This is a genomic window from Acinetobacter sp. ANC_7655, from assembly GCF_056784015.1.
On record NZ_JBWYJB010000015.1, the window covers coordinates 37129 to 59976 of the forward strand.

General features: G+C 38.9%; 20 protein-coding genes. 7 read left to right on the forward strand and 13 right to left on the reverse strand.

Translation table 11 applies throughout. The features are described 5' to 3' along the window. Positions 1 to 3 precede the first annotated feature (3 nt). From AC1M9N_RS13250 to AC1M9N_RS13275, 6 genes are read right to left on the reverse strand one after another with little or no spacing between them, the layout of a single operon-like run. On the reverse strand, positions 4 to 708 hold the full coding sequence (locus tag AC1M9N_RS13250) for a CoA transferase subunit A (RefSeq protein WP_092768413.1): 705 nt from the start codon (positions 706 to 708) through the stop codon (positions 4 to 6). Between the two features lie 38 nt (positions 709 to 746). After that, entirely contained in the window at positions 747 to 1718 is a 972-nt protein-coding gene (locus AC1M9N_RS13255) for a hydroxymethylglutaryl-CoA lyase (protein ID WP_481954903.1), read from the reverse strand. Next, a complete protein-coding gene (locus AC1M9N_RS13260; RefSeq protein ID WP_481954892.1) occupies positions 1718 to 3712 on the reverse strand; it encodes an acetyl/propionyl/methylcrotonyl-CoA carboxylase subunit alpha in 1995 nt (664 codons plus the stop codon). The genes AC1M9N_RS13255 and AC1M9N_RS13260 overlap by 1 nt, the downstream gene beginning before the upstream one ends. 13 nt (positions 3713 to 3725) lie before the next feature. Continuing rightward, positions 3726 to 4526 carry an enoyl-CoA hydratase/isomerase family protein gene (locus AC1M9N_RS13265; RefSeq protein ID WP_481954893.1) on the reverse strand — a complete coding sequence of 267 codons (801 nt, stop codon included), beginning with the start codon at positions 4524 to 4526 and terminating at the stop codon, positions 3726 to 3728. Between the two features lie 12 nt (positions 4527 to 4538). Beyond that, positions 4539 to 6140: a carboxyl transferase domain-containing protein gene (locus AC1M9N_RS13270; protein WP_481954894.1), complete on the reverse strand. Its 1602-nt coding sequence runs from the start codon at positions 6138 to 6140 to the stop codon at positions 4539 to 4541. Positions 6141 to 6166: 26 nt separating this feature from the next. Further along, a complete protein-coding gene (locus AC1M9N_RS13275) occupies positions 6167 to 7339 on the reverse strand; it encodes an isovaleryl-CoA dehydrogenase (protein ID WP_179999758.1) in 1173 nt (390 codons plus the stop codon). 145 nt (positions 7340 to 7484) lie between these two features. On the opposite strand from AC1M9N_RS13275, the gene AC1M9N_RS13280 reads away from it, so the two are divergent. The 5 genes from AC1M9N_RS13280 to AC1M9N_RS13300 all read left to right on the forward strand — a co-directional run bounded on the left by AC1M9N_RS13280 (position 7485) and on the right by AC1M9N_RS13300 (position 13298). After that, positions 7485 to 8111 (forward strand): TetR/AcrR family transcriptional regulator, encoded by a 627-nt coding sequence (locus tag AC1M9N_RS13280; RefSeq protein WP_092768402.1) that lies wholly within the window; start codon positions 7485 to 7487, stop codon positions 8109 to 8111. 102 nt (positions 8112 to 8213) lie between these two features. After that, on the forward strand, positions 8214 to 9905 hold the full coding sequence (locus AC1M9N_RS13285; protein ID WP_481954895.1) for an AMP-binding protein: 1692 nt from the start codon (positions 8214 to 8216) through the stop codon (positions 9903 to 9905). Between the two features lie 98 nt (positions 9906 to 10003). Next, positions 10004 to 10678 (forward strand): class I SAM-dependent methyltransferase, encoded by a 675-nt coding sequence (locus AC1M9N_RS13290; RefSeq protein WP_481954896.1) that lies wholly within the window; start codon positions 10004 to 10006, stop codon positions 10676 to 10678. A 122-nt stretch (positions 10679 to 10800) separates the two neighbouring features. Further along, positions 10801 to 11799, forward strand: coding sequence for a cysteine synthase A (gene cysK / locus AC1M9N_RS13295; protein ID WP_092768396.1), 999 nt, complete (start codon positions 10801 to 10803; stop codon positions 11797 to 11799). A 182-nt stretch (positions 11800 to 11981) separates the two neighbouring features. After that, positions 11982 to 13298 (forward strand): flavin monoamine oxidase family protein, encoded by a 1317-nt coding sequence (locus tag AC1M9N_RS13300; protein WP_481954897.1) that lies wholly within the window; start codon positions 11982 to 11984, stop codon positions 13296 to 13298. A 60-nt stretch (positions 13299 to 13358) separates the two neighbouring features. On the opposite strand, the gene AC1M9N_RS13305 is transcribed toward AC1M9N_RS13300, so the two are convergent. Together AC1M9N_RS13305 and AC1M9N_RS13310 are read right to left on the reverse strand one after the other, a co-directional pair. Continuing rightward, complete coding sequence (locus AC1M9N_RS13305; RefSeq protein ID WP_481954898.1) at positions 13359 to 14981, reverse strand: long-chain-fatty-acid--CoA ligase; 1623 nt, start codon at positions 14979 to 14981, stop codon at positions 13359 to 13361. A gap of 113 nt (positions 14982 to 15094) precedes the next feature. Then, positions 15095 to 16450 carry a flavin-containing monooxygenase gene (locus tag AC1M9N_RS13310; RefSeq protein WP_218947418.1) on the reverse strand — a complete coding sequence of 452 codons (1356 nt, stop codon included), beginning with the start codon at positions 16448 to 16450 and terminating at the stop codon, positions 15095 to 15097. Positions 16451 to 16554: 104 nt separating this feature from the next. Here AC1M9N_RS13310 and AC1M9N_RS13315 point away from each other — a divergent pair, with 104 nt between their 5' ends. Continuing rightward, complete coding sequence (locus tag AC1M9N_RS13315; RefSeq protein WP_481589521.1) at positions 16555 to 17172, forward strand: TetR/AcrR family transcriptional regulator; 618 nt, start codon at positions 16555 to 16557, stop codon at positions 17170 to 17172. Here AC1M9N_RS13315 and AC1M9N_RS13320 read toward each other — a convergent pair. Continuing rightward, positions 17169 to 18050 carry an alpha/beta hydrolase gene (locus AC1M9N_RS13320; RefSeq protein WP_481954899.1) on the reverse strand — a complete coding sequence of 294 codons (882 nt, stop codon included), beginning with the start codon at positions 18048 to 18050 and terminating at the stop codon, positions 17169 to 17171. The genes AC1M9N_RS13315 and AC1M9N_RS13320 overlap by 4 nt on opposite strands. A 152-nt stretch (positions 18051 to 18202) precedes the next feature. Between AC1M9N_RS13320 and AC1M9N_RS13325 the strand changes: the two genes are divergently transcribed. After that, the gene (locus AC1M9N_RS13325; protein WP_481613571.1) at positions 18203 to 18871 is read left to right on the forward strand and encodes a phosphatase PAP2 family protein; all 669 of its coding nucleotides are present in this window, start codon (positions 18203 to 18205) and stop codon (positions 18869 to 18871) included. Between the two features lie 4 nt (positions 18872 to 18875). On the opposite strand, the gene AC1M9N_RS13330 is transcribed toward AC1M9N_RS13325, so the two are convergent. The 4 genes from AC1M9N_RS13330 to AC1M9N_RS13345 all read right to left on the reverse strand — a co-directional run. Continuing rightward, positions 18876 to 20189, reverse strand: a complete 1314-nt coding sequence (locus AC1M9N_RS13330; RefSeq protein WP_481954900.1) for an ATP-binding protein — start codon at positions 20187 to 20189, stop codon at positions 18876 to 18878. Positions 20190 to 20204: 15 nt separating this feature from the next. Continuing rightward, positions 20205 to 20885, reverse strand: a complete 681-nt coding sequence (locus AC1M9N_RS13335; RefSeq protein WP_092768381.1) for a response regulator transcription factor — start codon at positions 20883 to 20885, stop codon at positions 20205 to 20207. Between the two features lies 1 nt (position 20886). After that, positions 20887 to 22560 (reverse strand): phosphoethanolamine transferase, encoded by a 1674-nt coding sequence (locus tag AC1M9N_RS13340; RefSeq protein WP_481954901.1) that lies wholly within the window; start codon positions 22558 to 22560, stop codon positions 20887 to 20889. A 182-nt stretch (positions 22561 to 22742) separates the two neighbouring features. Next, a partial coding sequence (locus tag AC1M9N_RS13345) for an alpha/beta fold hydrolase (protein WP_481954904.1) occupies positions 22743 to 22848 on the reverse strand: 106 nt, incomplete at its 5' end.

Below are 22848 nucleotides of genomic sequence, written 5' to 3' on the forward strand. Positions count from 1 at the left end.
AACTTATGCCTCCGCCTTTAAGGTCATTTGTTCGATTCTTTTTTCTGGTGTAGTGTTAAGAACGATACGATTTACATAAATGCCGGGCAAATGTATCGAATCGGGATCGAGCTCACCGATCTCTACAATTTCCTCAACTTCAGCGACTGTGATTTTCCCAGCCATCGCACAAACGGGATTAAAATTTTGAGCTGTTTTCCTAAAGATTAGGTTACCTGCCTTATCTGCTTTATACGCTTTGACCAAAGCGACATCTGCAGTTAAAGAGGGTTCTAAAATATATTCTTTACCATTGAACTCACGTACTTCTTTACCTTCTGCAATCAACGTACCTACGCCTGTTTGGGTAAAAAATGCAGGAATCCCAGCTCCACCAGCACGGAGTTTTTCAGCCAAAGTGCCTTGAGGGGTTAGCTCGACTTCAAGTTCACCATTTAAGTATTGTCGCTCAAATTCTTTATTTTCTCCGACATAGGACGAGATCATTTTTTTAATTTGTTTTGTTTCGAGTAGTAATCCCAAACCAAAACCATCTACACCTGCATTGTTTGAAATACAAGTCAGCTCTTTAGCTCCTGTTTGTTTCAGGGCAGCAATCAAAGCCTCAGGAATACCACATAAGCCAAAACCACCAACAGCTAAGGTTTGACCATCTTGAATGATATCGTTCAGTGCACTTTCAGCACTTTCATACACTTTGTTCGTCATTGAACACCTCATTGTATTTTTATTTTGTTCATCCTGAATCAGCTTCCGATCTTCATCATTTCATAATGCTGATACGTACTAAGCACATTTTTTTGCCAATACGCATTGGCATAGTTAGATGGATTGTTTCGTTGCAAAACTTGACTAATGTTACGACTCGCAAGCATCAGGGCATCTAGGTTAATGCCAGTTTCATAGCCCATATTGGACAAGAGATAAAATAAGTCTTCAGTGGATACATTACCCGAAGCACCTTTGGCATAAGGACAACCGCCAAGTCCTGCAATCGATGAGTCAAATATGCGGATGCCTTGTGTCAGTGATTGATAGATATTGGCAATTGCCATGCCGTAGGTATTGTGAAAATGACCAGCTAAAAGTTGTGGTTCAATTCGTTCCAAACATGCATTCCAAACTTTGGAAACACGATCAGGTGTAGCTGTGCCGATGGTTTCACCCAAGGATACTTCGTAGCAACCTAGATCAATTAACTTTGCACTGACTTCAGCAACCTTAGATGGATCAATTGGACCTTCATAGGGGCAGTCGACGATACATGAAACGTATCCGCGTACTTTAATATCATGTTGTTGAGCAAACTGTAATACATCAGCAAACTTCTCAAAACTTTCCTCAATTGAACAATTTATATTCTTTTGAGTGAAGCTTTCAGAAGCAGCGGTGAAAACCGCAACTTCTTTACAGCCTACAGCTAAAGCTGACTCGAATCCCTTAAGGTTTGGTGTCAGTAAGCTGAACTGGATATCTTCATCATGTGGTAGGCTAGCATAGAGTTGATCACTTTCTGCCATTTGAGGTACCCACTTTGCAGATACACAAGAACCGACTTCGATATTCTTCAAACCAGTTTTCATCAAATCAAGAATAAGATTGCGTCTGTCTTCGAATGTTAAGGGTGTTTTTTCATTCTGAAGACCGTCACGAGGTCCAACTTCAACGATTTTCACAAAATTATCGTGATTTGGTGTGGTTTGATTGGTTGTTTTCATCATGCCGCATTCTCCTCAGCAGCTTGAAACTCAACCAGCTCATCACCAGCTTTCACTTGATCACCTTGTTGGAAATAAGCTGCGACAACGACACCATCAAATGGTGCACGTATAGCGTATTCCATTTTCATTGCCTCTAACGTTAATAACACTTCATCTTTTTTTACACGTTGATTTGCTGAAACAAATACTTGTGTCACTGCACCCGGCATTGGTGCTTTTAGATTTGAGTCAGATGAAGATTGATCATTTGTATTAAAATTAGGTTTGATGAGTTCAAATTTAAAAGTCTGCCCATTTTTAAATAGGGTGACCGCATCATTGGTTTTTTTAAAACTGATTTTCTCTTGACCGAAAGAGGTATAGATCGCCATGAGATTTTCATTGAGCAACTGACCTGAGATAGCGTAGCTTTCGCCATCAAGCTGTGCTTCGAACCCTTGTGAAGTTGAGATAAATTCAACTTGATACGTTTGTCCGAGATGTTCAAGTTTTATCGGTGTACGCGCATCAACATTACTTCTCCACAGGGGTTTTGCTTTCCAAACTGGATGGCTTGTACGCTTGGATTCATTTAACTGAGAATGCAGTTCAATAAATGCTGCTGTGACAATTGTTTCAGACGAAGAAGGAGTAGTGGTTTTAAATAGGAACTCATCTTCGCGCTGAATTAAATTAGTATCAAGATTGGCATTTTTGAAAGAGTCACATGCCACTAAGCGATCTAAAAATGCAATATTGTTGCCTAAGCCTTCGACATGAAAGTGGCTCAAAGCATGATGCATCTGGACGAGTGCTGCTTCACGATTTTCTCCCCATACGATGAGTTTAGCAATCATTGGATCATAGAACGTTGTGATCTCATCACCTTGCACAATGCCACTATCAACACGGACACATTCATTTTGAGTCGGATAATGAAGATAATTAATTTTTCCAATTGCTGGGAGAAATCCTTTATCTGGCTCTTCTGCATAAACACGAGCTTCAAGTGCATGGCCATGAATTTTTAATTCAGACTGTTGTTTTGGCAAAGGTTCACCATAAGCAACACGTAATTGCCATTCAACCAAATCTTGTCCTGTGATCATTTCCGTCACAGGGTGTTCAACTTGAAGGCGAGTGTTCATTTCCATGAAGTAAGCTGTACCATCTTGCTCAACAATGAACTCAACCGTTCCAGCACCGACATAGTCTACTGCTCGGGCAGCATTAATCGCAGCTTCACGCATCGCTTCGAGTTTAACTTCGGCCATTTTAGGGGCTGGGGCTTCCTCTAGGACTTTTTGGTGACGGCGCTGCACAGAGCAATCACGTTCAAAGAGGTGAACATAATTGCCATGTTTGTCACCAAAAACTTGCACTTCAATATGACGAGGATTGACAACATAACGTTCAATTAGAACGTCATCATTGCCAAAGCTTGATTTCGCTTCACTTTTGCATGAGTTGAGTGCAGGAAGAAAATCTTCAGCACGCTCAACTAAGCGCATGCCTTTACCACCACCACCTGCACTGGCTTTAATCAGTACAGGATAGCCAATCTGATCAGCTTGTTGTTTAAGAAAATCTGCATCTTGATTGCTGCCATGATACCCAGGTGTGAGTGGTACACCTGCTTTTTCCATCAATGCTTTAGACGTTGCCTTTAAACCCATGGCTAAGATGGCAGCCACTGGAGGCCCTATAAAAGTAATGTTGTTTTTTTCACAGGCTTCAGCAAATTGATCATTTTCAGATAGGAAACCATAACCTGGATGGATGGCTTCCGCTCCAGTTTTTAGTGCAGCTTGAATAATACGATCTGCTTGTAAATAACTTTGTGCAGCAGGGGATTCACCAATATAAATAGCTTCATCCGCTAATTTGACATGCTGCGCTTGGGCATCTGCATCTGAGTAGACTGCAACGGTTGCGATACCTAATTTTTGTGCACTACGAATCACACGACATGCAATTTCGCCACGGTTTGCAATGAGAATTTTTTTAAACATATTGAATTCCTTTTTATTGTTCTGCCGTTGCTTGAATCCATGCTGGGCTTTGTTTATTTAAAAAAGCAGTTAAGCCATTTTTGGCTTCATCACCTTGACGTACGTGCGCAATGTGTTGAGCGGTTTGAATCAGTAAATCTTCTGTGACTTCTTGATGATCAACTAAACGAATCAAAGACTTTGATGCAGCTTGAGCTTCAGGGCCACCAAGCAAAATTGCATCAATGATTTCCGATACGGTGGCATCCAACTGTTCTGGCTGACAAACTTCATGGACGAGACCAATATGCTTTGCTTCTTCTGCAGAAATACGTTCAGCAGTGAGAAAATATCGAGATGCTTGACGAGCACCGATGGCACGGATCACATATGGACTAATCGTTGAAGGTGCTAAACCTAATCTCACTTCTGAAGTGGCAAACTTAGCATCAGCGGAAGCCACACAAATATCGCATGCTGAAGCAAGCCCCATGCCGCCGCCAAATGCAATACCATGGACACGTGCAATAGTCGGTTGTTTCAGCGAGGCTAAACTTTGTAACATTTTGGCAAGTTTCAAAGCATCCTCTTCATTTTCCACTTTTGATGCTTGACCTGCTTGCTTCATCCAATTAAGGTCCGCACCTGCAGAAAAGCTTTTACCACGACCTGCCAAAACGACAACACGAACGTCATCATTAGCATTTAAAGTTGTGAAACAGTGATTCAGCTCTTCTATCACTTGTGTATTGAATACATTGTGTAATTCAGCACGATTAATCCAAACGGTCGCAACTTGGCGTTCAATTTCAAGCTGTAAAAATTCATAACTCATGTCATTATCTCCTTACATGCGGAACACGCCGAACTGAGTTGGTTCAATTGGTGCATTCAATGCAGCAGCCAAACTCAGACCTAAGACATGACGTGATTCTGCTGGATCAATCACACCGTCATCCCACAACCGTGCAGATGCATAATAAGGGTGTCCTTGCTTTTCAAATTGATCACGATAAGGTTGTTTGAATTGATCTTCTTCTTCAGCTGACCAAGTTTCACCACGTTGCTCAATTTGATCACGCTTAATCGTGGAGAGAACACTAGCAGCTTGTTCACCGCCCATCACGGAAATACGTGAATTCGGCCAAGTCCATAAGAAGCGAGGAGAATATGCTCGACCGCACATTCCATAGTTGCCTGCACCAAAAGAACCACCGACCACCAAGGTGATTTTAGGAACATTTGCGGTCGCTACTGCCATGACCAATTTGGCTCCATTTTTGGCAATACCTTCATTTTCATATTGGCGACCGACCATGAAACCGGTGATATTTTGGATAAAGAGCAATGGAATATTGCGTTGCGTACACAGTTCAATGAAATGCGCACCTTTCTGAGCAGACTCTGAAAATAAAATTCCGTTATTGGCAATGATTCCGACCTTCATGCCGTAGATAGATGCAAAACCTGTAATTAAGGTTGTACCAAAACGAGCCTTAAATTCATCAAGTCTTGAACCATCTACGATACGTGCAATCACTTCACGGATGTCAAAGGGTTTGCGTGAGTCACTCGGAATGACACCATAGAGTTCTTCAGCACTATAAAGTGGTTCTTCAATTTCGGTCTTAAATGCTTTCGGTTCGATATTTAGGTTTTGAACAATATTGCGTGCAATTTGAATCGCATGTTCATCACTTTCTGCAAGATGATCTGCGACACCAGATAAACGGGTATGAACATCGCCACCACCAAGGTCTTCAGCAGTCACCACTTCACCTGTTGCAGCTTTTACCAAAGGTGGACCACCGAGGAAAATCGTGCCTTGATTGCGGACAATAATCGTTTCATCGGACATGGCAGGGACATATGCGCCACCCGCAGTACAACTCCCCATAACCACGGCTATTTGTGCAATACCATTACTCGACATGCGTGCTTGGTTGTAAAAAATTCGTCCAAAATGATCGCGATCAGGGAATACTTCATCCTGCATTGGCAGAAATGCACCGCCTGAGTCGACCATATAAATACAAGGAAGATGATTTTGTTCAGCAATTTCTTGCGCACGTAAATGTTTTTTTACAGTTAAAGGATAATATGTACCTCCTTTAACTGTTGCATCATTGGCAACGATCATGCATGTCACACCATGCACTTGACCAATACCTGCAACCACACCTGCGGCTGGTACATCGTCAGCATAAACTTGATAAGCAGCGAGTTGACCAATTTCAAGAAAGGCAGTTCCTGCATCAATGAGTTGATCAATGCGCTCACGCGGTAATAGTTTTCCACGTGCTAAATGCTTCTGACGTGCTTTTTCTCCACCACCTAAGGCAATGGTTTGAGCTTGTTTTTTTAAGTCTGCGACCAATTCAAGCATTGCAGCTTGATTGATTTTAAACTCTTCACTACGTGGATTGATTTTACTTTTAATTTCGTTCATCAATGACTTCCTTGTATTAACTTGAATTATTTGGTTTCGTTGAATAACTCACGACCAATTAACATGCGTCGAATTTCAGAAGTTCCTGCACCGATTTCATAGAGTTTGGCATCACGCCACAATCGACCTGTGCTGTAATCATTGATATAACCATTGCCCCCAAGGGTTTGAATAGCTTCACCAGCCATCCAGGTTGCTTTTTCAGCTGAGTAGAGAATGGCACTTGCTGCATCTTTACGTAAACCACGATCATGATCAGCTTTATCACATGCTGCACCCACGGCATAAACCAAAGCCTTGCTCGCCAACCATGTAGAATACATATCCGCAATTTTGCCTTGCATGAGTTGGAATTCACCTAAACATTGACCGAATTGCTTACGTTCATGAATGTATGGGATGACCACATCTAAACATGCATCCATAATGCCTAGTGGTCCACCACTGAGAACTGCACGCTCGTAATCCAATCCACTCATGAGCACTTTTGTACCGTTACCCACACCACCCATGACGTTTTCTTTAGGCACTTTGACATTGTCAAAGAACAGGGGATAAGTATTTGAACCACGCATTCCGAGTTTGTCTAAGTGACTCCCATGACTAAAGCCTTCCATGCCTTTTTCAATAATGAAAGCAGTCATGCCTTTGGCACCAGCATTGATGTCAGTTTTGGCGTAAACCACCAGCACGTCAGCATCTCCACCATTGGTAATCCACATTTTTGAGCCATTAAGTACAAAGTGATCACCATGCTCTTCAGCACGTAATTTCATACTCACGACATCTGAACCCGCATTTGGTTCAGACATTGCCAAAGCACCGACATATTCGCCAGAAATTAATTTAGGAAGATATTTTTGTTTTTGTTCTTCGCTACCATTACGGTTAATTTGATTCACACAAAGATTTGAATGTGCCCCGTATGAAAGTCCAATGGAAGCAGATGCTCGTGAAATTTCCTGCATGACAATGATATGAGCCAAATAACCCAGATTGACACCACCGTATTCTTCACTCACGGTAAGTCCAAGTAACCCCATATCACCAAATTTTTTCCATAAGTGAGCTGGAAATAAGTTGTCTTGATCAACTTGTTGAGCAATAGGTGCGATTTCCTTTGCACAGAATGCAGCTACAGAATCACGTAAAGCGATTAGTGTTTCGTCTAGTCCAAAGTCGATACTCTGTAAATTCATTTTCATTCATCCTAAAATTTAATTTTTATTTCCAGTGAAGCATTTTGTCCTTGCTTGAGAAATACAATACAGTTATTTTTTAAAAAAGTGAATATAGATTCAGAAAATGATTTATAATTCATTTTAGTTGATTGGGTGAACAATTATGAGTTATAAAAGATCCACTTTGATGCAAGAGCGTATGGAGCAAAATCGTCAATCGATACTGCAATCCGCGCGCGAACTGATTGCGGGTGGTGGTTTTAAAGATGCACAAGTGCAAGCGATTGCAGATAAATCTGGTGTCTCGAGTGGTTTGGTCTATCGCTATTTTGAGAACAAAAATCAGATTTTGATTGAAGTGCTTTCACAGGCCATCAAAGGTGAGGTCGATATTCTGAATCAGATTGCAAAAAATGATTGGACTTCGACTGAGAAGTTGACAAAGGCCGTCACTGCTTTCGTAAAACGTGCTCTGAATAGCCCTCAACTTGCATATTCACTCATGTTTGAGCCCGTAGACCCAACGATTGAGCATGAACGTTTTAGAAGTAAGCAACTGATAAAACAATCCATTAAGGAGATTCTTGCCGAAGGAAAGGTCAATGGTGAGTTCGAATTTGAAGATTTAAATACAGCTGCATTATGCGTGGTTGGTGCGATGACATTCGTTGTGATTGAACCTTTAAATCCATCGCGTAATGTGATGTTTGATGACGGTTATAAAGGTTATTTCGTTAAGCAAATTGCAGACTTTTGTGTCAATGCAGTTAAGGCAAAGGAGGAAAATTAATTTAATTCACACAAAAGGATGTCATGTTTAAACGAGTAATCGCGTAATTAATAACGAAATATTGGATTGATATAAGAAAATAGAATCAAGGAGTATGATTCAATGACGCAATTACGACTCAGTTATGCCTATGGCACCAGTGAGCAACCCTTATTGGGTATGACCATAGGCCATAAATTTGATCAAGCATGCCTAGAATATGCCGATCAGGATGCTGTGGTCAGTGTGCATCAAAATGTACGTTTGACCTATCAGCAGTTACAAGAGAAAGTAAATGCTTTTGCATGTAGTTTATTAAAAATCGGTTTAGAAAAGGGAGATCGTCTAGCGATTTGGTCCCCTAATTGTGTGGAATGGACGATCGCACAATTTGCAGCCTTCAAGGCTGGAATTATTTTGGTCAACTTAAATCCTGCGTATAAAAGCTACGAGCTAGAATACGTACTCAATCGAGTATCTTGCAAAGGATTGATCATTGCATCGACCTTTAAGACGACCAATTATCAAGAAATTTTGACGCAAATTGCACCAGAAATTTTGCATACGACCAATGGCGTTTTAAATGCTGAAAAATTGCCGCATTTAAAGTATTTGATCAAAATAGATGATCAACAACATACTGGGTTTTATCGCTTTAGTGATTTATTGGCTGAACCGACTTCAGAGCAGTTAGATCAACTTAATGAGATAGCATCTGGTCTTCAATTCGATGAAACCATCAATATCCAGTTTACCTCCGGAACGACAGGTAGCCCCAAAGGGACCATGCTGACACACAATAATATTCTGAATAACGGGTATTTTGTGGGAGAGGCAATCAAACTGACTTCTCAAGATCGAGTTTGTATTTCTGTACCGTTATTTCATTGCTTTGGTATGGTGATGGGTAATCTCGCCTGTATTACACATGGATCAACCATGATCTATCCATCAGCTGTATTTAATCCTCTTGATAGTCTTAAAGCGATTGAACAAGAGAAATGTACCGCGGCATATGGTGTGCCTACCATGTTTATTGCCATGCTTGATCATGAGCAATTCGACGAATTTGATTTGACTACATTGCGTACTGGCATTATGGCTGGCAGTCCATGTCCAAAAGAAATCATGAAGCGCGTCATTGAGCGTATGCATATGCGAGATATCACGATTTGTTATGGCATGACTGAAACAGCGCCAGTAAGTGCACAAAGTTCGATCAAAGATTCGCTAGAACAACGAGTGAGCACTGTTGGTCGAGTTCATCCACATATCGAAATTAAAATAGTCGATGAACACGGTAAAGTAGTGCCTCGTGGCAAACTCGGAGAGTTGTGTGTACGAGGATACTCAGTCATGCTGGGCTATTGGGATGAAGAAGAAAAAACACGAGAAGTCGTAGATGTCGCAAAATGGATGCATACCGGTGATATCGCTGAAATGGATGATGAAGGCTTTATCAAAATCAAAGGTCGCATTAAAGATGTTGTGATTCGGGGAGGTGAGAATTTATTCCCTAAAGAGATTGAAGACTTCTTATATAAACATCCGGCTGTTAGCGATGTTCAAGTCATTGGGCTTCCTGACCCGAAATATGGCGAAGAGTTATGTGCTTGTATTATTTTGCATGAAGGACATGAATGTTCTGAACAAGTGATCAAAGATTACTGCAAAGCCAATATCTCACATAATAAAGTGCCACGATATGTACATTTTCTTAAAGAGTTCCCAATGACTGCTTCTGGTAAGGCTCAGAAGTTTAAACTCCAAGAATATATGCGTGAGCAACTCAATATTTTTGATGAGAGTGCTTAATCGTCATTGAGTGATATTTTTAACTTTAAGCAGAAAATAACAAAGCCGAACTTAGTTCACTAAGTTCGGCTTAATTTTAAAAATAGTCGAAGAGTGAGATGGCAAAGAATTTTGATCACCCAAAAATCGTAGAAAACTACGATGTGCATATCAGACAGCTGATACCAGGATATGAACTGATGCATCTACATATACTGGCGCTACTTGAAACTCATCTCAAAGAAGAAGCTAAAATTGCCATTGTCGGGTGCGGAACAGGGTTTGAACTGAATTATTTATTAGATCATTTTCCTAAGGCGGAGTTTGTTGTGTTTGATCCATCGTCAGCGATGCTTGAAAAAACAAAACAGATCGTTCAGTTTAAGCAGCAAATGCACCGAGTCATAATTCTGCAAGGTGACACGACGGTGCTCCAGAAATATCCTGAAAATTTTGATGCAGTATTGAGTATTTTGGTTTTTCATTTTGTTTCACATGCATACAAAAAGAGTTTTTTAGGTGATATTTACCATGCTTTGAAACAAGATGGCGTGGTTCTGAGTTTCGATCTGATGCAATTCGAAGAACCAAATGATCAGTTAGTATTAAAAAATTTGGTGACAAAAATAGGATTAAGTGAAAAACAAAGTCAGGTCATGTTGGAAAGAATACATGATGACTTTAATTTAATGACAGTGAAAGAGATGAAGAATCTATACCTTCAGGCTGGTTATCAAAATTTAAGAACTTTCTGTCAAATGTCTAATTTTTATGGATTAAAAGCAGTAAAGTGATAATTTCATATTTAGAATAACCTATTCATTTTATCTTATATGAAAATCGTACAAATGGTTATATATCTAAAATGAAAAAGGATTATGATAAAAGTATTGTTTTATGAATATAAGGATTGTTCATGACCACAGAGACTCAATTTCCACAAACTTCTAATCGTGGAATCGCGGTATACAGTAATAACGCTGAAGCGATTGGTAATACACCGCTCATTCGCATTAATCGTGTAATACAGGGTGGGGCTACAGTTCTTGCCAAAGTCGAAGCACGTAACCCAGCATTTTCAGTAAAATGCCGTGTTGGTGCTGCTTTGATTGCAGATGCAGAACAACGTGGTGTGCTTAAAGCAGGCATGCATATTGTTGAACCGACGAGTGGTAATACAGGGATTGCGCTAGCTTTTGTTGCTGCTGCTAAAGGTTATGACATCACACTGACTATGCCTGCAAGTATGAGTATCGAGCGCCGTAAAGTACTCAAAGCATTGGGTGCTCATTTAGTATTAACCGATCCAGCTAAAGGGATGAATGGTGCTGTTCAAGAAGCAGAACGTTTAGTTGCTGAGAACCCAGAGCTTTATTATTTACCTCAGCAATTTGAAAACCCAGCAAATCCTGCCATTCATGAAACTACAACTGGACCTGAAATTTTTGAAGCAACGGGTGGTAAGGTTGATATTTTAGTGGCTGGTGTAGGTACGGGAGGTACGATCTCTGGTATTTCGCGTTATTTTGAGAAAGTTAAAAATCAAGCCCTTTACTCAGTTGCAGTTGAACCAGCAGACTCACCAATTATTGGACAAGCGAAGCGTGGCGAAACACTCACTCCGGGACCACATAAAATCCAAGGCATTGGTGCAAACTTTATTCCTAAAAACCTAGATTTAGATTTGGTGGATGAAGTTATCGCGGTTGAAAATCAAACAGCAATTGATTTTGCTCGTCAATCTGCAATCAAAGAAGGGATTTTTGTGGGTATTTCAAGTGGTGCAGCATTAGCGGCCGCTCATGAACTTGCTCAACGACCTGAAAATGCAGGTAAAACCATAGTGGTGATTTTACCTGATGCTGGAGAGCGCTATTTATCTTCAGTTTTATTCGAAGATATATCAGCAGATTAATGAGAAAGTCAAAGCATTCTAAAAAAACGGTCTTCATGGCCGTTTTTTTGTGATTTATTCGATTCAAACAATTTTAAACTCTTCTTAAGTTACCAATCATTTTAAATTTATTACATCACACGACTATTTTCACAGTTTTGAACGCGATATCTTTAAGCGAATTTTTTCTAATAAAAAAATGAATGAACGACTTTAATCATCCTATTTATATTATCGGCGCTGGTGTTGCAGGATTAAGTTGTGCTCAGCATTTAAAATCAGCAGGATTTAATGTTGTTGTTTTAGAAGCACGTGATCGTATAGGTGGGAGAATACATACACAAAACATTGATGGTCATTGTTTTGACCTTGGTGCATCATGGATACATGGTATTGATAATAATCCGATATGGAAAATTGCAGAGTCCAATCGGATCAATACTCAAGTTTTTTATTATGATCAAGTGGATTATTTTCATGCCAATGGTCAGCCATTTACCGAACAAGAGAGCTTAGAATTTGAAAAATGCCTTCGTGATGTTCAGAAGGTTTTTCAAAATAAATCAAAAGAGCAGGATATCTCCGCTTTTGAGCAACTTGAGAATGTTTTAGGAACGATACATTTTCAACTTCATTATTTTGATCGAGACGTCATCACACAAAAAATTAAGCAGTATTACTCAAGGCTTGCCAATGATCCTTTTGCGACTGATTTAGAGCAATTAGCCCATAATTTTATGGATTTTGAAGGCTACTTCTCAGGCGATGAAGTGATATTTTCAAAAGGTTATGAACAGATTGTTAAAGTTCTGGCTACTGATTTAGAGATTCATACGAATGCAGATATTGTTGAAATCGATCATGACTCTCATCAAGTGCAGATAAAAACAGCATGTGGACAGCTTTACATAGGTTCTCAAGTTGTGGTGACAGTTCCACTCGGTATTTTAAAGCAAGATAAAATTAAGTTTGAGCCGCCTTTGCCTAGTGGATTAGTCCGATCGATTCAAAAGCTGGGTTTTGGATCTTTCAATAAAATATTTATACAATTTTCAAAAGCTCTAGAATTTAATGGGAATGCACTTAAACACAATACGGCATTTTTTTGGGATGAGCGTGAGCTGTATAGTATTTTAGATTTTAGTCGTTTATATAATAAACCGACTTATCTCCTTCTCGTGGGAGGTACAAAGTCAGAATGGGTTGATCAAGCAACGGATCAACAGGTGCATGAATATATCAAGAAAATATTGAAGATTTGCATGCACTCCAATGAAATTCAGAACATCATAATTACCCGCTGGGGGAGTGATCCGTTTAGTTTAGGTTCATTTAGTTTTCCAAAAGTTGAACATACTAAAGATGATGTAGAGATCTTTAAAAAAGAGCATCCAGCGCAAGTATATTTTGCAGGTGAACATTGTCATACCGATTATGCAGGCACTGTGCATGGTGCATATCTGTCAGGTCGTGATACTGCTAATTTAATTATTCGTAATGGCTCAAATATAAAGCTGTAACTGATGTAGAGTTACAGCTTTATTTAGTTAGTATGAGTGAGTTGAGAAATTAACCTGAACTCATATTAATACATGTCCATATTCTTCGCGAAGTTTTCTTTTTAGCATTTTTCCAGTGCCGCTAAGCGGTATGGCATCGACATAAATCACTTTATCTGGAGTTTGCCATTTAGCAATTTTATCAGCATAGTAATCAATGAGTTGTTGTTCAGTGATTTGGCTATTAGGATGTTTAACGGCGATTAAGACAGGTCTTTCATCCCACTTTGGATGTTGTGCTGCGATGACCGCAGCCATCGCAATTTCTGGGTGACCCATTGCGATATTTTCAAGCTCTACAGAAGAGATCCATTCTCCACCAGATTTAATCAAGTCTTTGGCACGATCACTAATATGCAGATAGCCATCAGCATCTATAGACGCAATATCTCCAGTATCAAACCATCCATCACTGGTCAATGGTGAGTCGGACTGACCAAAGTATTTGTCAACAATCCAATGTCCTTTGATTTGTAAATTACCAATAGTCTCACCATCATGTGGAACAAGATCGGTTCCTCTTTCTTCAGACACTAAACGAATCCTGACTCCAAACGGCGGGCGACCTTGGGAAAGACGTAGTTTTGCTTGTTGATCCTGAGAAAGTTGTTTATGTTTAGCTTTGAATTGATTGGCAGTGCCAAGTGGACTAGCTTCAGTCATCCCCCATGCATGAATGGTTTCACAATCATATACATCACGGAATGTGGCTAACATGCTAGGTGGGCAAGCCGAGCCACCAATCACATTACGTTTTAAAGAGGTCAGTGAACTGTTCATTGCTTTTGCAGCGACCAACAAGCTTTGCCAAATGGTAGGAACACCAAGTGCAACAGTCACTTCATATTGATCAATGAGTTTAACTAGACTCTCACCATCAAGACCCGGCCCTGGTAATATAATTGAAGCACCTACCATCGCTGCGGCATAAGGTGTTCCCCATGCATGAACGTGAAACATCGGAACTACAGGTAAAATAATGTCTTTGGCTGACAGATTGAGTGAGTCAGGTAAGCTGGCCGCTAAACTGTGAAGAACAGTTGAGCGATGAGAATAGAGAGCACCTTTAGGATTGCCTGTTGTTCCAGAGGTATAACATAGTGAACTAGCAGTGGTTTCATCAAATTCAGGCCATGTATATTCTGCAGTTTGACCCGCAATTAAATCATCGTAGAACAAGACTTCGGGTAAGGCTTGACGAATCTTTTCATCAGGTGCATCTAAGCAGATGAAATGTTGCACCAGTGGAATATGTGCTTTTATTCCTGTAATCAAAGGTAGGAATGTTTTATCAAAAATAATCGCTTTATCTTGTGCATCATTAATAATGAAAATCAGTTGTTCTGGAAATAATCTTGGGTTAATGGTGTGACAGATTAAGCCACTACCAGAAATAGCATACCAAGCCTCTAAATGACGATGATTGTTCCAAGCTAATGTTGCAATACAATCGCCGTGAATGAGTTTAAGTTCATTTAATGCCTTTGCACCACGTTTAGCATTATCTGATACATCGCCCCAATTGGTTTCGTAAAGTGAGCCATCGGTGTTTTTTGAAACGATCAGGGTGTCTTTATGAAATTCAGCAGCATGTTCTAGTAAACTGCTGATTAATAAAGGTTGAAACATCATACGTCCGTGCATGCAAAGCTCCTGCTATTGATCATTTAAGTTTTTATTTTGAGTTGATTATATTTATGTAAGGTGAGTGCTCACGATTAACGTAACACTCACTGATGATCTAGAAATACACTAAATTATGCAGTCAGTAAAGAACCAACTAATTTACGGATTGAAACCAAAGGTTTACGCTCTGGAATGATGACACCAGCAGTTTTAAGGTCTGACACGAGTTCAGCGCGGAAGTCATTATAGTCAACCTCTGCTGCATGACGTTGACCGCCTTCAAAGTTGTAATGTGGATGATCTAACTCATGCTGAATCGCTTTTTTCATATCAGCAGGACGTTTATATTTTCCTAAGATTTCCTGACATGCCAAATTGGCTTGATGATCTGAAATTGGCCAAATACAACCTAGTGGCTGGAATAAACCAATGAAATAAAGATTGTCATGTTCTGCATGCATCATTTTACGGTAAAGCGGTAATTTTTCAGCATGTTGGAAATCTATGAAATCTTTATCGAAGAAAGGGAAGACGGTCCAGAAACCAGTACAACAACAAATAATATCAAACTCTTGTTGAGTACCATCGACGAATTCTACAATTTTACCATTGAGACGCTTGATCGCTGGTTTTGGTTTGATTTTACCGTGACGCACATAGTCAATGAAGTCAGAGTTCGCCGTTGGATGTTGTGTCAGCATCGGTTTGTCATTTACAGGCAAGCCAAAATCTGCGTAATTTCCGCTGAATGCTTTTACCAATTTGGTCAGAATTTTTTGGCGCATTTTGGGCGGAAGTTTTTCCATTGACTTGACGAGTATGTCTGCGGGATGTCCAAACATAAATTTTGGAACAAACCATTGTGGACTGCGCATCGATATATACACATCTTTTGAGACACGTGCTGATTCTACGGCGACATCACAGCCTGAATTACCTGCACCAATGACTAAAATTTTCTTTCCACGCCAGTCGTCATTTACACCTTTAAAATCATGTGAATGCATCCACTTGCCAGTAAATTCACCTTCATACTCAGGGTATTTCGGTTTCCAGTGATGACCATTTGCAACCATTAAATAGTCATATATTTTCTGTTGTTCTTTACCTTGATCATCGGTGTAATCCACCACCCATTTTTTATTTTCATTTTTATGAATATGGTTAATAGTGTGATGAAATTTAATCTTGTCATATACACCAAAATGTTTGGCATAATTTTCAAAATACTGCTGCAAATGATCATGTCGTGGATAATCAGGGTAACTGTCTGGCATTGGATAATCTTCATATTCAGACATTGTACGCGAGCTAATAATGTGTGTATTCTCATAGACTGAAGAATGACCAGTTTTAGAATTAAACACCCAATTCCCACCGACTTTGTCATTCTTCTCGAAGATATCGTATGCAATACCATTTTGTTGACAATTTTTAGCAGCCGTAATTCCTGACGGACCTGCACCAATGATACAGACTGTGTTCATATTCATATCCTTGAATGATGTTCTTTTTATTCATAACCAACTATAGTTGGTTTTATGACTATAATCGATTTATTTTTAAACAGCAAGACAGGGGATTTGTTTAAATGCTTTTTGATGAAATTAAGCTTCCTGTACAAAAAAGAAGTAAAGCAAGGTTAGAACTTGTACTAGAAACAACAAAGAAAATATTAGAAAAACAAGGCATCAATCACTGTACTATTCCCGAAATTGCAGCACAGTCCGATCTTCCTAAGATTACGATTTATCAATACTTTCCAACAGTTAATCATTTGTTCAGCATATTGGTGAAACGTTATTTAGATGAACTTCAGGCCTATGTTTTGTTTAAAAATGAGTGCTATCAAACTTGGTCAACACGTGATATTTGTTTTGATCTAATTTCTAAGGTGGCAGAGTTCTACAATTCAAATCCTGCTGCAAGTATTTTGATTCTGGGTGGGCCAGTACATGTTGATGGTTTTAATTTACAGGAAATCGTGATTGAGAAGATTGCTCATGATTTACAAGCGGTATTTGAGCAGAAAGTACATCCGCTGAAATTGAATAGAAAAGAGGAAGCGGTGTATCTGGTTGAAATGGTTTTTGCATTAATGAAACACAGCTACTATCAGCATCAACAAGTCACTGATGACATTCTAAAAGAATGCCATTTCATCAGTGAATTTTACTTAAGCAGTAAGGGATATAACTACCAACTTTAAAAGTTTATTTTTAGTTTTTCCAAAAAATGTTGATGCGCTGCGATGAGTTGATCAAAAACGGGCGAATGAAATAGATCGAAGTGACCGCAGACGAACTCACGATATTCACCTTGTTTTAGTTTTTGTGCGAGTTTACGTGTTGCTTTGACAGGAATAAGTGAATCTAGTTCCGCACCTGACACAAAAACAGGGCATTGAATTTTATGAACGATCATTGTTGGTCGGTATAAACCAATGGTTGCAACGATTCGAGCTGGTACAGCATTTTTCCAATGCATCCCGTCTGGAATCAGTCGATAATATGCATCGTAGCAATCTTCACCCGCCAAAATGGCAAACCGATCTTTTGCAACTACAGGCATGGTTTTGACTCTACCTATTTTTGCTAGGGCTAAATCTTGTAATGCAATCATGGTTGCAGGCAATAAATATTTTTTCGGATACAGTGTCAAGCTCGCTAAACCATCAACGTGTGGAAAATTAGAGATCACTGCTTTAAAGGTGTGTTCACTTGCTAATGTTAGAACATGCGCACCACTGAACGAATACCCCCATAAAATGATATTTTTTTTCGAGATGTAGAATCGGGTTTGAATATAGTCGATAACGACTTTCCAATCCTGAAGTTGACTATTTTTATCAACAAGATGCTGAACAGGACCACTGCTTAATCCAAAACCAGAATGATCAAATATGCATACGTTATATCCCAATTCTGCATAAGCTTCAGCGAAAGAGTTTAAGCCACAGCTTTTTTCTCCACCCAAGCCATGAGCCATAATGATGATACTAGAATCTTTTGTGATCGGCACTGGCATATAAAAATCCGCTTGGATTTGATAGTTGCCATTCGGAATAAGTAATTCTTGAGTTTGCATCGTGGTTATCCTTAACACTTTTTTATTTTTAAAACCCAACTCAGGTTGGTTTAAGCATATCGTTATGCAGTATAAAAGTCTATTTGATGTCAAATCGTTCAGAAAATTTTAAGCCTGATTGATTTAAATACATTTTTATTCGATGTATTCGTATGAGTTTTTTCTATCGCAAGCAATGTATCGCCTTAATCTTGAGCTATTTCATTTTGGTCAATCTATTTCCAGTACATGGTGCAGTCGACATGAAATTGATTCAATTAGGCTTAAATTCAAAAGGAGTGTTCTATTTAAAAGATGCATTTTGGCCAAGTGTAGTCGGGCATGAATGGGTTAAATATGTGCTAATCGCGATGTACTGCAGTATGCTGATATATGCAGTCATGGTTGCTCATCCCAAATCGAGAAATCAAAGTTTGGAAACCTCTAAAAATTACATCACAATTTTTGCAATTGCTTTGATTTCAATTATTTTAATAGCGTTGTTCAAATCACAGTCGAACTTGATGTGTCCATGGGATGCAGCTCAACCTCAGGGAATGACAATTGTCTGGAGTCTCAGTAGTAAAGTTGGGCATTGTTTTCCTGGAGGTCATGCTTCTGCAGGTTTTGCATTATTGAGTGGGTATTTTGTGTTCAGGAACAAAAAAACAAAATTAGCTCAATTTTACTTATTGAGTTCAATTCTCTTGGGAATGCTTATGGGATGGACGCAAATGCTTAGAGGTGCACATTTTTTTAGTCATAATCTTTGGACAGGTTGGTTGATTTGGATGTTCAATGTTGTAATATTTAGTCTAAAAGATAAGGTTAAATTAGCCTAAGCAATTAATGTAGTTTAATTTCCACTCTCACCAATAAACCACCTAATTGAGGGCTGCGATCAAAGATAAGATTACCCCCCATACGTTCTACCGCTTTTTCAACAATTGATAAACCTAAGCCACTACCAATTTCTTGATGTTGCTCGACTCGATAAAATCTTTTTTTAATACGTTCATACAGATCTGCTGAAATTCCTGGGCCACTGTCCTCGACTTGAATGATAGCTATATCATTCTCTTGAAATGTAGAAACGTTAATGATGCCATTGGGGGGTGTGTATTTAATCGCATTCTCTATTAAATTGGTTAATATTGAATCTATAGCAGATGAGTAATTTATAATTTGAACGTATTCATAACGTTCCATACCTAAATCGATTTCTTTGGCTAAAGCTAAATGAATCAATTGTTCAATAGATTGATAAGCGCGTTCATCTAACCGAATACTCACTTTTTTCTCGTTACTGGCATTTAATGAATCTTGTTGAGCGAGATTTAAAAGCTGACCGACCAAATGCTGAGTTCGGTGTAAACCATTATTCATTTTGATTAACGATTCGTGATGGGGGAGCTCTTTGAGTAAAATTTTAGTTTGAAGATTTAATGCTGTAATTGGTGTTCTTAATTCGTGAGCGGCGTCTGCAATAAATTGTTTTTGTTCTTGTTGGGCATCAGAGATCCTTTGAAATAATTGATTGATCGCTTGAATGCTGGGTACTAGCTCAATAGGGTACTGTTGAGGGTCGATTACGGTCAGCTCATTTGGTTTACGTGTACTTAATTCGGATTTAAATTGCTCAAATGGAGCAAAATTTCTTCTAATTATAAAACCTAAGCCATAAATCGCGAAGGGCATAATGATTAAATAAGGTAAAAACATGTTGATTGCGAGCTCTATGGCTAAAGCTTGTCGAACAGAGTCTTGTTGGCTCACTTGAACTTGAACAGTTTTCAATGGAATCACATAGGTGTGCCATTTACCATAATGATTAGTGTGATGATAAAAACCTGACTTAGCGACTGGCTCAACCAACTGTTTAAACTTTTCATGTAAATGTGATTGTTGGTCATAGGCCCAAACATCTACAAATAAATCTTCTTCATGGTACTGTTTGAAATGTGAAAATTTGCTCTTTACAGGATCTGGATTAAATTTTGCAACGCGCTCTGCCAGATTTTTCAGCTGAGCATCAAGTATTTCATTTGTTTCCTCTAAAGCTGTTCTATAGGCTGAAAAAACCAATATACATCCCATCACCACACTAAAAATTGAGGTAAATACAACAAGTTGCTTTTGTAAAGAGTAGGGTTGCGTCATGTATCAATTCTTGTTTTATGGTGTAGGCTGACCTAGCCGATAACCTAATCCTCGCACATTACGAATAAAGTTTTTACCTAATTTTGAGCGTATGCGATGAATATAGACTTCAATGGTATTACTGCTGATTTCATTTTCAATATCATACAGTTTTTCTTCAAGATTAGACTTCGAAAAAATCTTATTTGGATAAGTTAAGAGTGGAATTAATAAAGCCCACTCACGGTTTGAAAACTCAACCGTCTGATTTTCAAAACTCGCAATATGTTGTTCAAGATCTAACCTGAGTCCGCCAAACTCTAAAATTTGTTTTATCTGAGGTGTATTTTGTTGAGATGCACGTCTGAGTATGGCGTGAATACGTGCTAATAACTCCTCAAACTCGTATGGTTTTACTAGATAATCATCAGCGCCTTGATTTAATCCATCGATACGGTGCTGAAGTTGATCTCTTGCTGAAATAATGAGTACAGGAATTGAAGGAAATAGTGAGCGAAGATGTTTGAGTACTTGCATGCCATCCATCATAGGTAATCCAAGATCGAGCAGCACTAAATCAAATGCTTGTTGATTTAATTGTTTTAAGCCATCGATGCCATTATTGACCCAGACTACTTCAAATGATTGATATTGGAGCAACTTTTGAGATGACTCTGCAATCATAAAGTCATCTTCAATCATCAGGATTTTATTCATATTAGGCTCTGTTCTGTAATTGAGGTTTGCATTGTTGGCTGAGGTCTAATGCGGGTTGTAATGTTGTAGTATGAATATTCAATAAACTTAGCATGGTGTGAAAGACATTGTCTTGGCTAAGTGCATCATTTTTCTGAGATTCAATGCATCGTACAGTTGACGCTTGATGTTTTCGCCATGCTGTTGAAAACCACATGATCATCGGGACATGAGTTTGTTGTGATGGTGCAATTTGATAAGGGGCGCCGTGTAAATAGATTCCATGTTCACCCGTGGATTCACCATGATCTGATAAATACCATAAAGCGGATTGAAATTGAGTTTGTTTGTTTAATAAATTGATTGTCGAAGCGAGAATATGGTCTGTATATACAATTGAATTATCATACGTATTGATCAGAGCTTGTTGACTACATCCCTGAATTGCGCTGGTGTTACAGGTCGGCTGAAAGGGTGTGTATTGATGAGTGGACCGTTTATAGTAAGCTGGGCCGTGACTTCCCATTTGATGGAGTACGATAAGTCTTGGCGTTTTATCATTTTTGGGAATGGCTTGAATATAGGCATTAAGACTAGCAATCAATATTTCATCTTTACATTCACCCTTAGAATCGCACCATTGCTTACGAATAGATTCGGGAATTTCATAACGCTCAACCCGATTACAAACTTCTTTGCATCCTGAATTGTTATTGATCCACGTTACTTTGTAGCTCGCACGTTGAATAATATCGAGTAAGTTCTCCCGTTGTCTTGCGACTTTTTCTGTATATGCTTGTCGAGTCATACCAGAAAATAAACAAGGTACGGATACCGCCGTTGCAGTACCACAGGAACTGACGTTACGAAAATTGATTATATTTAATTTGCTTAATTCTGGATTTGTAGCTCGATCATATCCATTCAACTGAAAACTTTCTGCACGTGCTGTTTCTCCTATCACTAAAACCATCAGTTTTGGAGTTTGATGGGTCGCCGTTTGAATAAGTTGGTGTGCATCACGTCCGTAGGGGTGAATAGTCGTATTTTTGGGAGGTTGAAGATGTTTATAATAACTGAAGGAGGCTGCAACGACATTTTGAGGACTGATCATCCCTTTCAACTCTCTGTTTTCTCTAAAAATAGCTGCATAGTCAACATAATATAAATAAGCGCAACCTAAGACTAAAACTAAACTGATTGCACTGTGTAACATTTTCCTGCAAAGGGTATGAGAAAACGTTGATTTTTTGATATTCACCCAATAAATAAAAAAAAGAGGCGCTAAAATAAAAAATACAACCCAAATAAATAATCTTATATTTATCAGATCAAATGCTTCCATCGTATTGGTTTGCATCATATTTTGAATCTGATCAGCATTTATAATAATGCCTAAACTACTTACAAAATATGCAGACATACCGCCTAATACAATCCAGATACTTGCAAATATCTTTACGTTCAAGCTCCAATGAATAAGATTGAAAATAAAAAAATAAGCGGCTGTGATTAAGACCGATGAACCTATTAAAAAAAGGATTGCTGGGTAACCTTGATAAGGTGTGAGTGAAGTAAGTTGTTTGTAGAACGCAATATTTAAACCAATGCCAACCCATACTGAGAGTACTAAATTGAATAGTGCTAGGCTTATCGTTGGTTTTTTCCATTGCTGAATGATAGATGTGTAGCGCATACGATGAGTTCTAATATTTAACTACGCTGAGCTTAGGTTTTATTTCTTAAAATTTACTGAATAAATGATTGAAGTCTAGGGCATAAAAAAAGCCAGACTGGTGGAGCAATCTGGCAAAGCGTCAAGATGAGTCACCCGTGACAAGTGATGTTTCCTGAGTTCAGGCTTGAGTTGTTCCGAACTTAAGCCTGAATAAATTCAGCCACAGCCTGGTTAAACGCTTGTGGTTGTTCAACATTCGAAATGTGCGAAGCATTAATCTCAACAAGTTGACTACCCGTAATCGCG

Coding starts and splice junctions, on each gene's coding strand:
- AC1M9N_RS13250 (WP_092768413.1), bottom strand. CDS start 708: ATGACGAACAAAGTGTATGAAAGTGCTGAAAGTGCACTGAACGATATC.
- AC1M9N_RS13255 (WP_481954903.1), bottom strand. CDS start 1,718: ATGAAAACAACCAATCAAACCACACCAAATCACGATAATTTTGTGAAA.
- AC1M9N_RS13260 (WP_481954892.1), bottom strand. CDS start 3,712: ATGTTTAAAAAAATTCTCATTGCAAACCGTGGCGAAATTGCATGTCGT.
- AC1M9N_RS13265 (WP_481954893.1), bottom strand. CDS start 4,526: ATGAGTTATGAATTTTTACAGCTTGAAATTGAACGCCAAGTTGCGACC.
- AC1M9N_RS13270 (WP_481954894.1), bottom strand. CDS start 6,140: ATGAACGAAATTAAAAGTAAAATCAATCCACGTAGTGAAGAGTTTAAA.
- AC1M9N_RS13275 (WP_179999758.1), bottom strand. CDS start 7,339: ATGAATTTACAGAGTATCGACTTTGGACTAGACGAAACACTAATCGCT.
- AC1M9N_RS13280 (WP_092768402.1), top strand. CDS start 7,485: ATGAGTTATAAAAGATCCACTTTGATGCAAGAGCGTATGGAGCAAAAT.
- AC1M9N_RS13285 (WP_481954895.1), top strand. CDS start 8,214: ATGACGCAATTACGACTCAGTTATGCCTATGGCACCAGTGAGCAACCC.
- AC1M9N_RS13290 (WP_481954896.1), top strand. CDS start 10,004: ATGGCAAAGAATTTTGATCACCCAAAAATCGTAGAAAACTACGATGTG.
- cysK (WP_092768396.1), top strand. CDS start 10,801: ATGACCACAGAGACTCAATTTCCACAAACTTCTAATCGTGGAATCGCG.
- AC1M9N_RS13300 (WP_481954897.1), top strand. CDS start 11,982: ATGAACGACTTTAATCATCCTATTTATATTATCGGCGCTGGTGTTGCA.
- AC1M9N_RS13305 (WP_481954898.1), bottom strand. CDS start 14,981: ATGCACGGACGTATGATGTTTCAACCTTTATTAATCAGCAGTTTACTA.
- AC1M9N_RS13310 (WP_218947418.1), bottom strand. CDS start 16,450: ATGAACACAGTCTGTATCATTGGTGCAGGTCCGTCAGGAATTACGGCT.
- AC1M9N_RS13315 (WP_481589521.1), top strand. CDS start 16,555: ATGCTTTTTGATGAAATTAAGCTTCCTGTACAAAAAAGAAGTAAAGCA.
- AC1M9N_RS13320 (WP_481954899.1), bottom strand. CDS start 18,050: ATGCAAACTCAAGAATTACTTATTCCGAATGGCAACTATCAAATCCAA.
- AC1M9N_RS13325 (WP_481613571.1), top strand. CDS start 18,203: ATGAGTTTTTTCTATCGCAAGCAATGTATCGCCTTAATCTTGAGCTAT.
- AC1M9N_RS13330 (WP_481954900.1), bottom strand. CDS start 20,189: ATGACGCAACCCTACTCTTTACAAAAGCAACTTGTTGTATTTACCTCA.
- AC1M9N_RS13335 (WP_092768381.1), bottom strand. CDS start 20,885: ATGAATAAAATCCTGATGATTGAAGATGACTTTATGATTGCAGAGTCA.
- AC1M9N_RS13340 (WP_481954901.1), bottom strand. CDS start 22,560: ATGCGCTACACATCTATCATTCAGCAATGGAAAAAACCAACGATAAGC.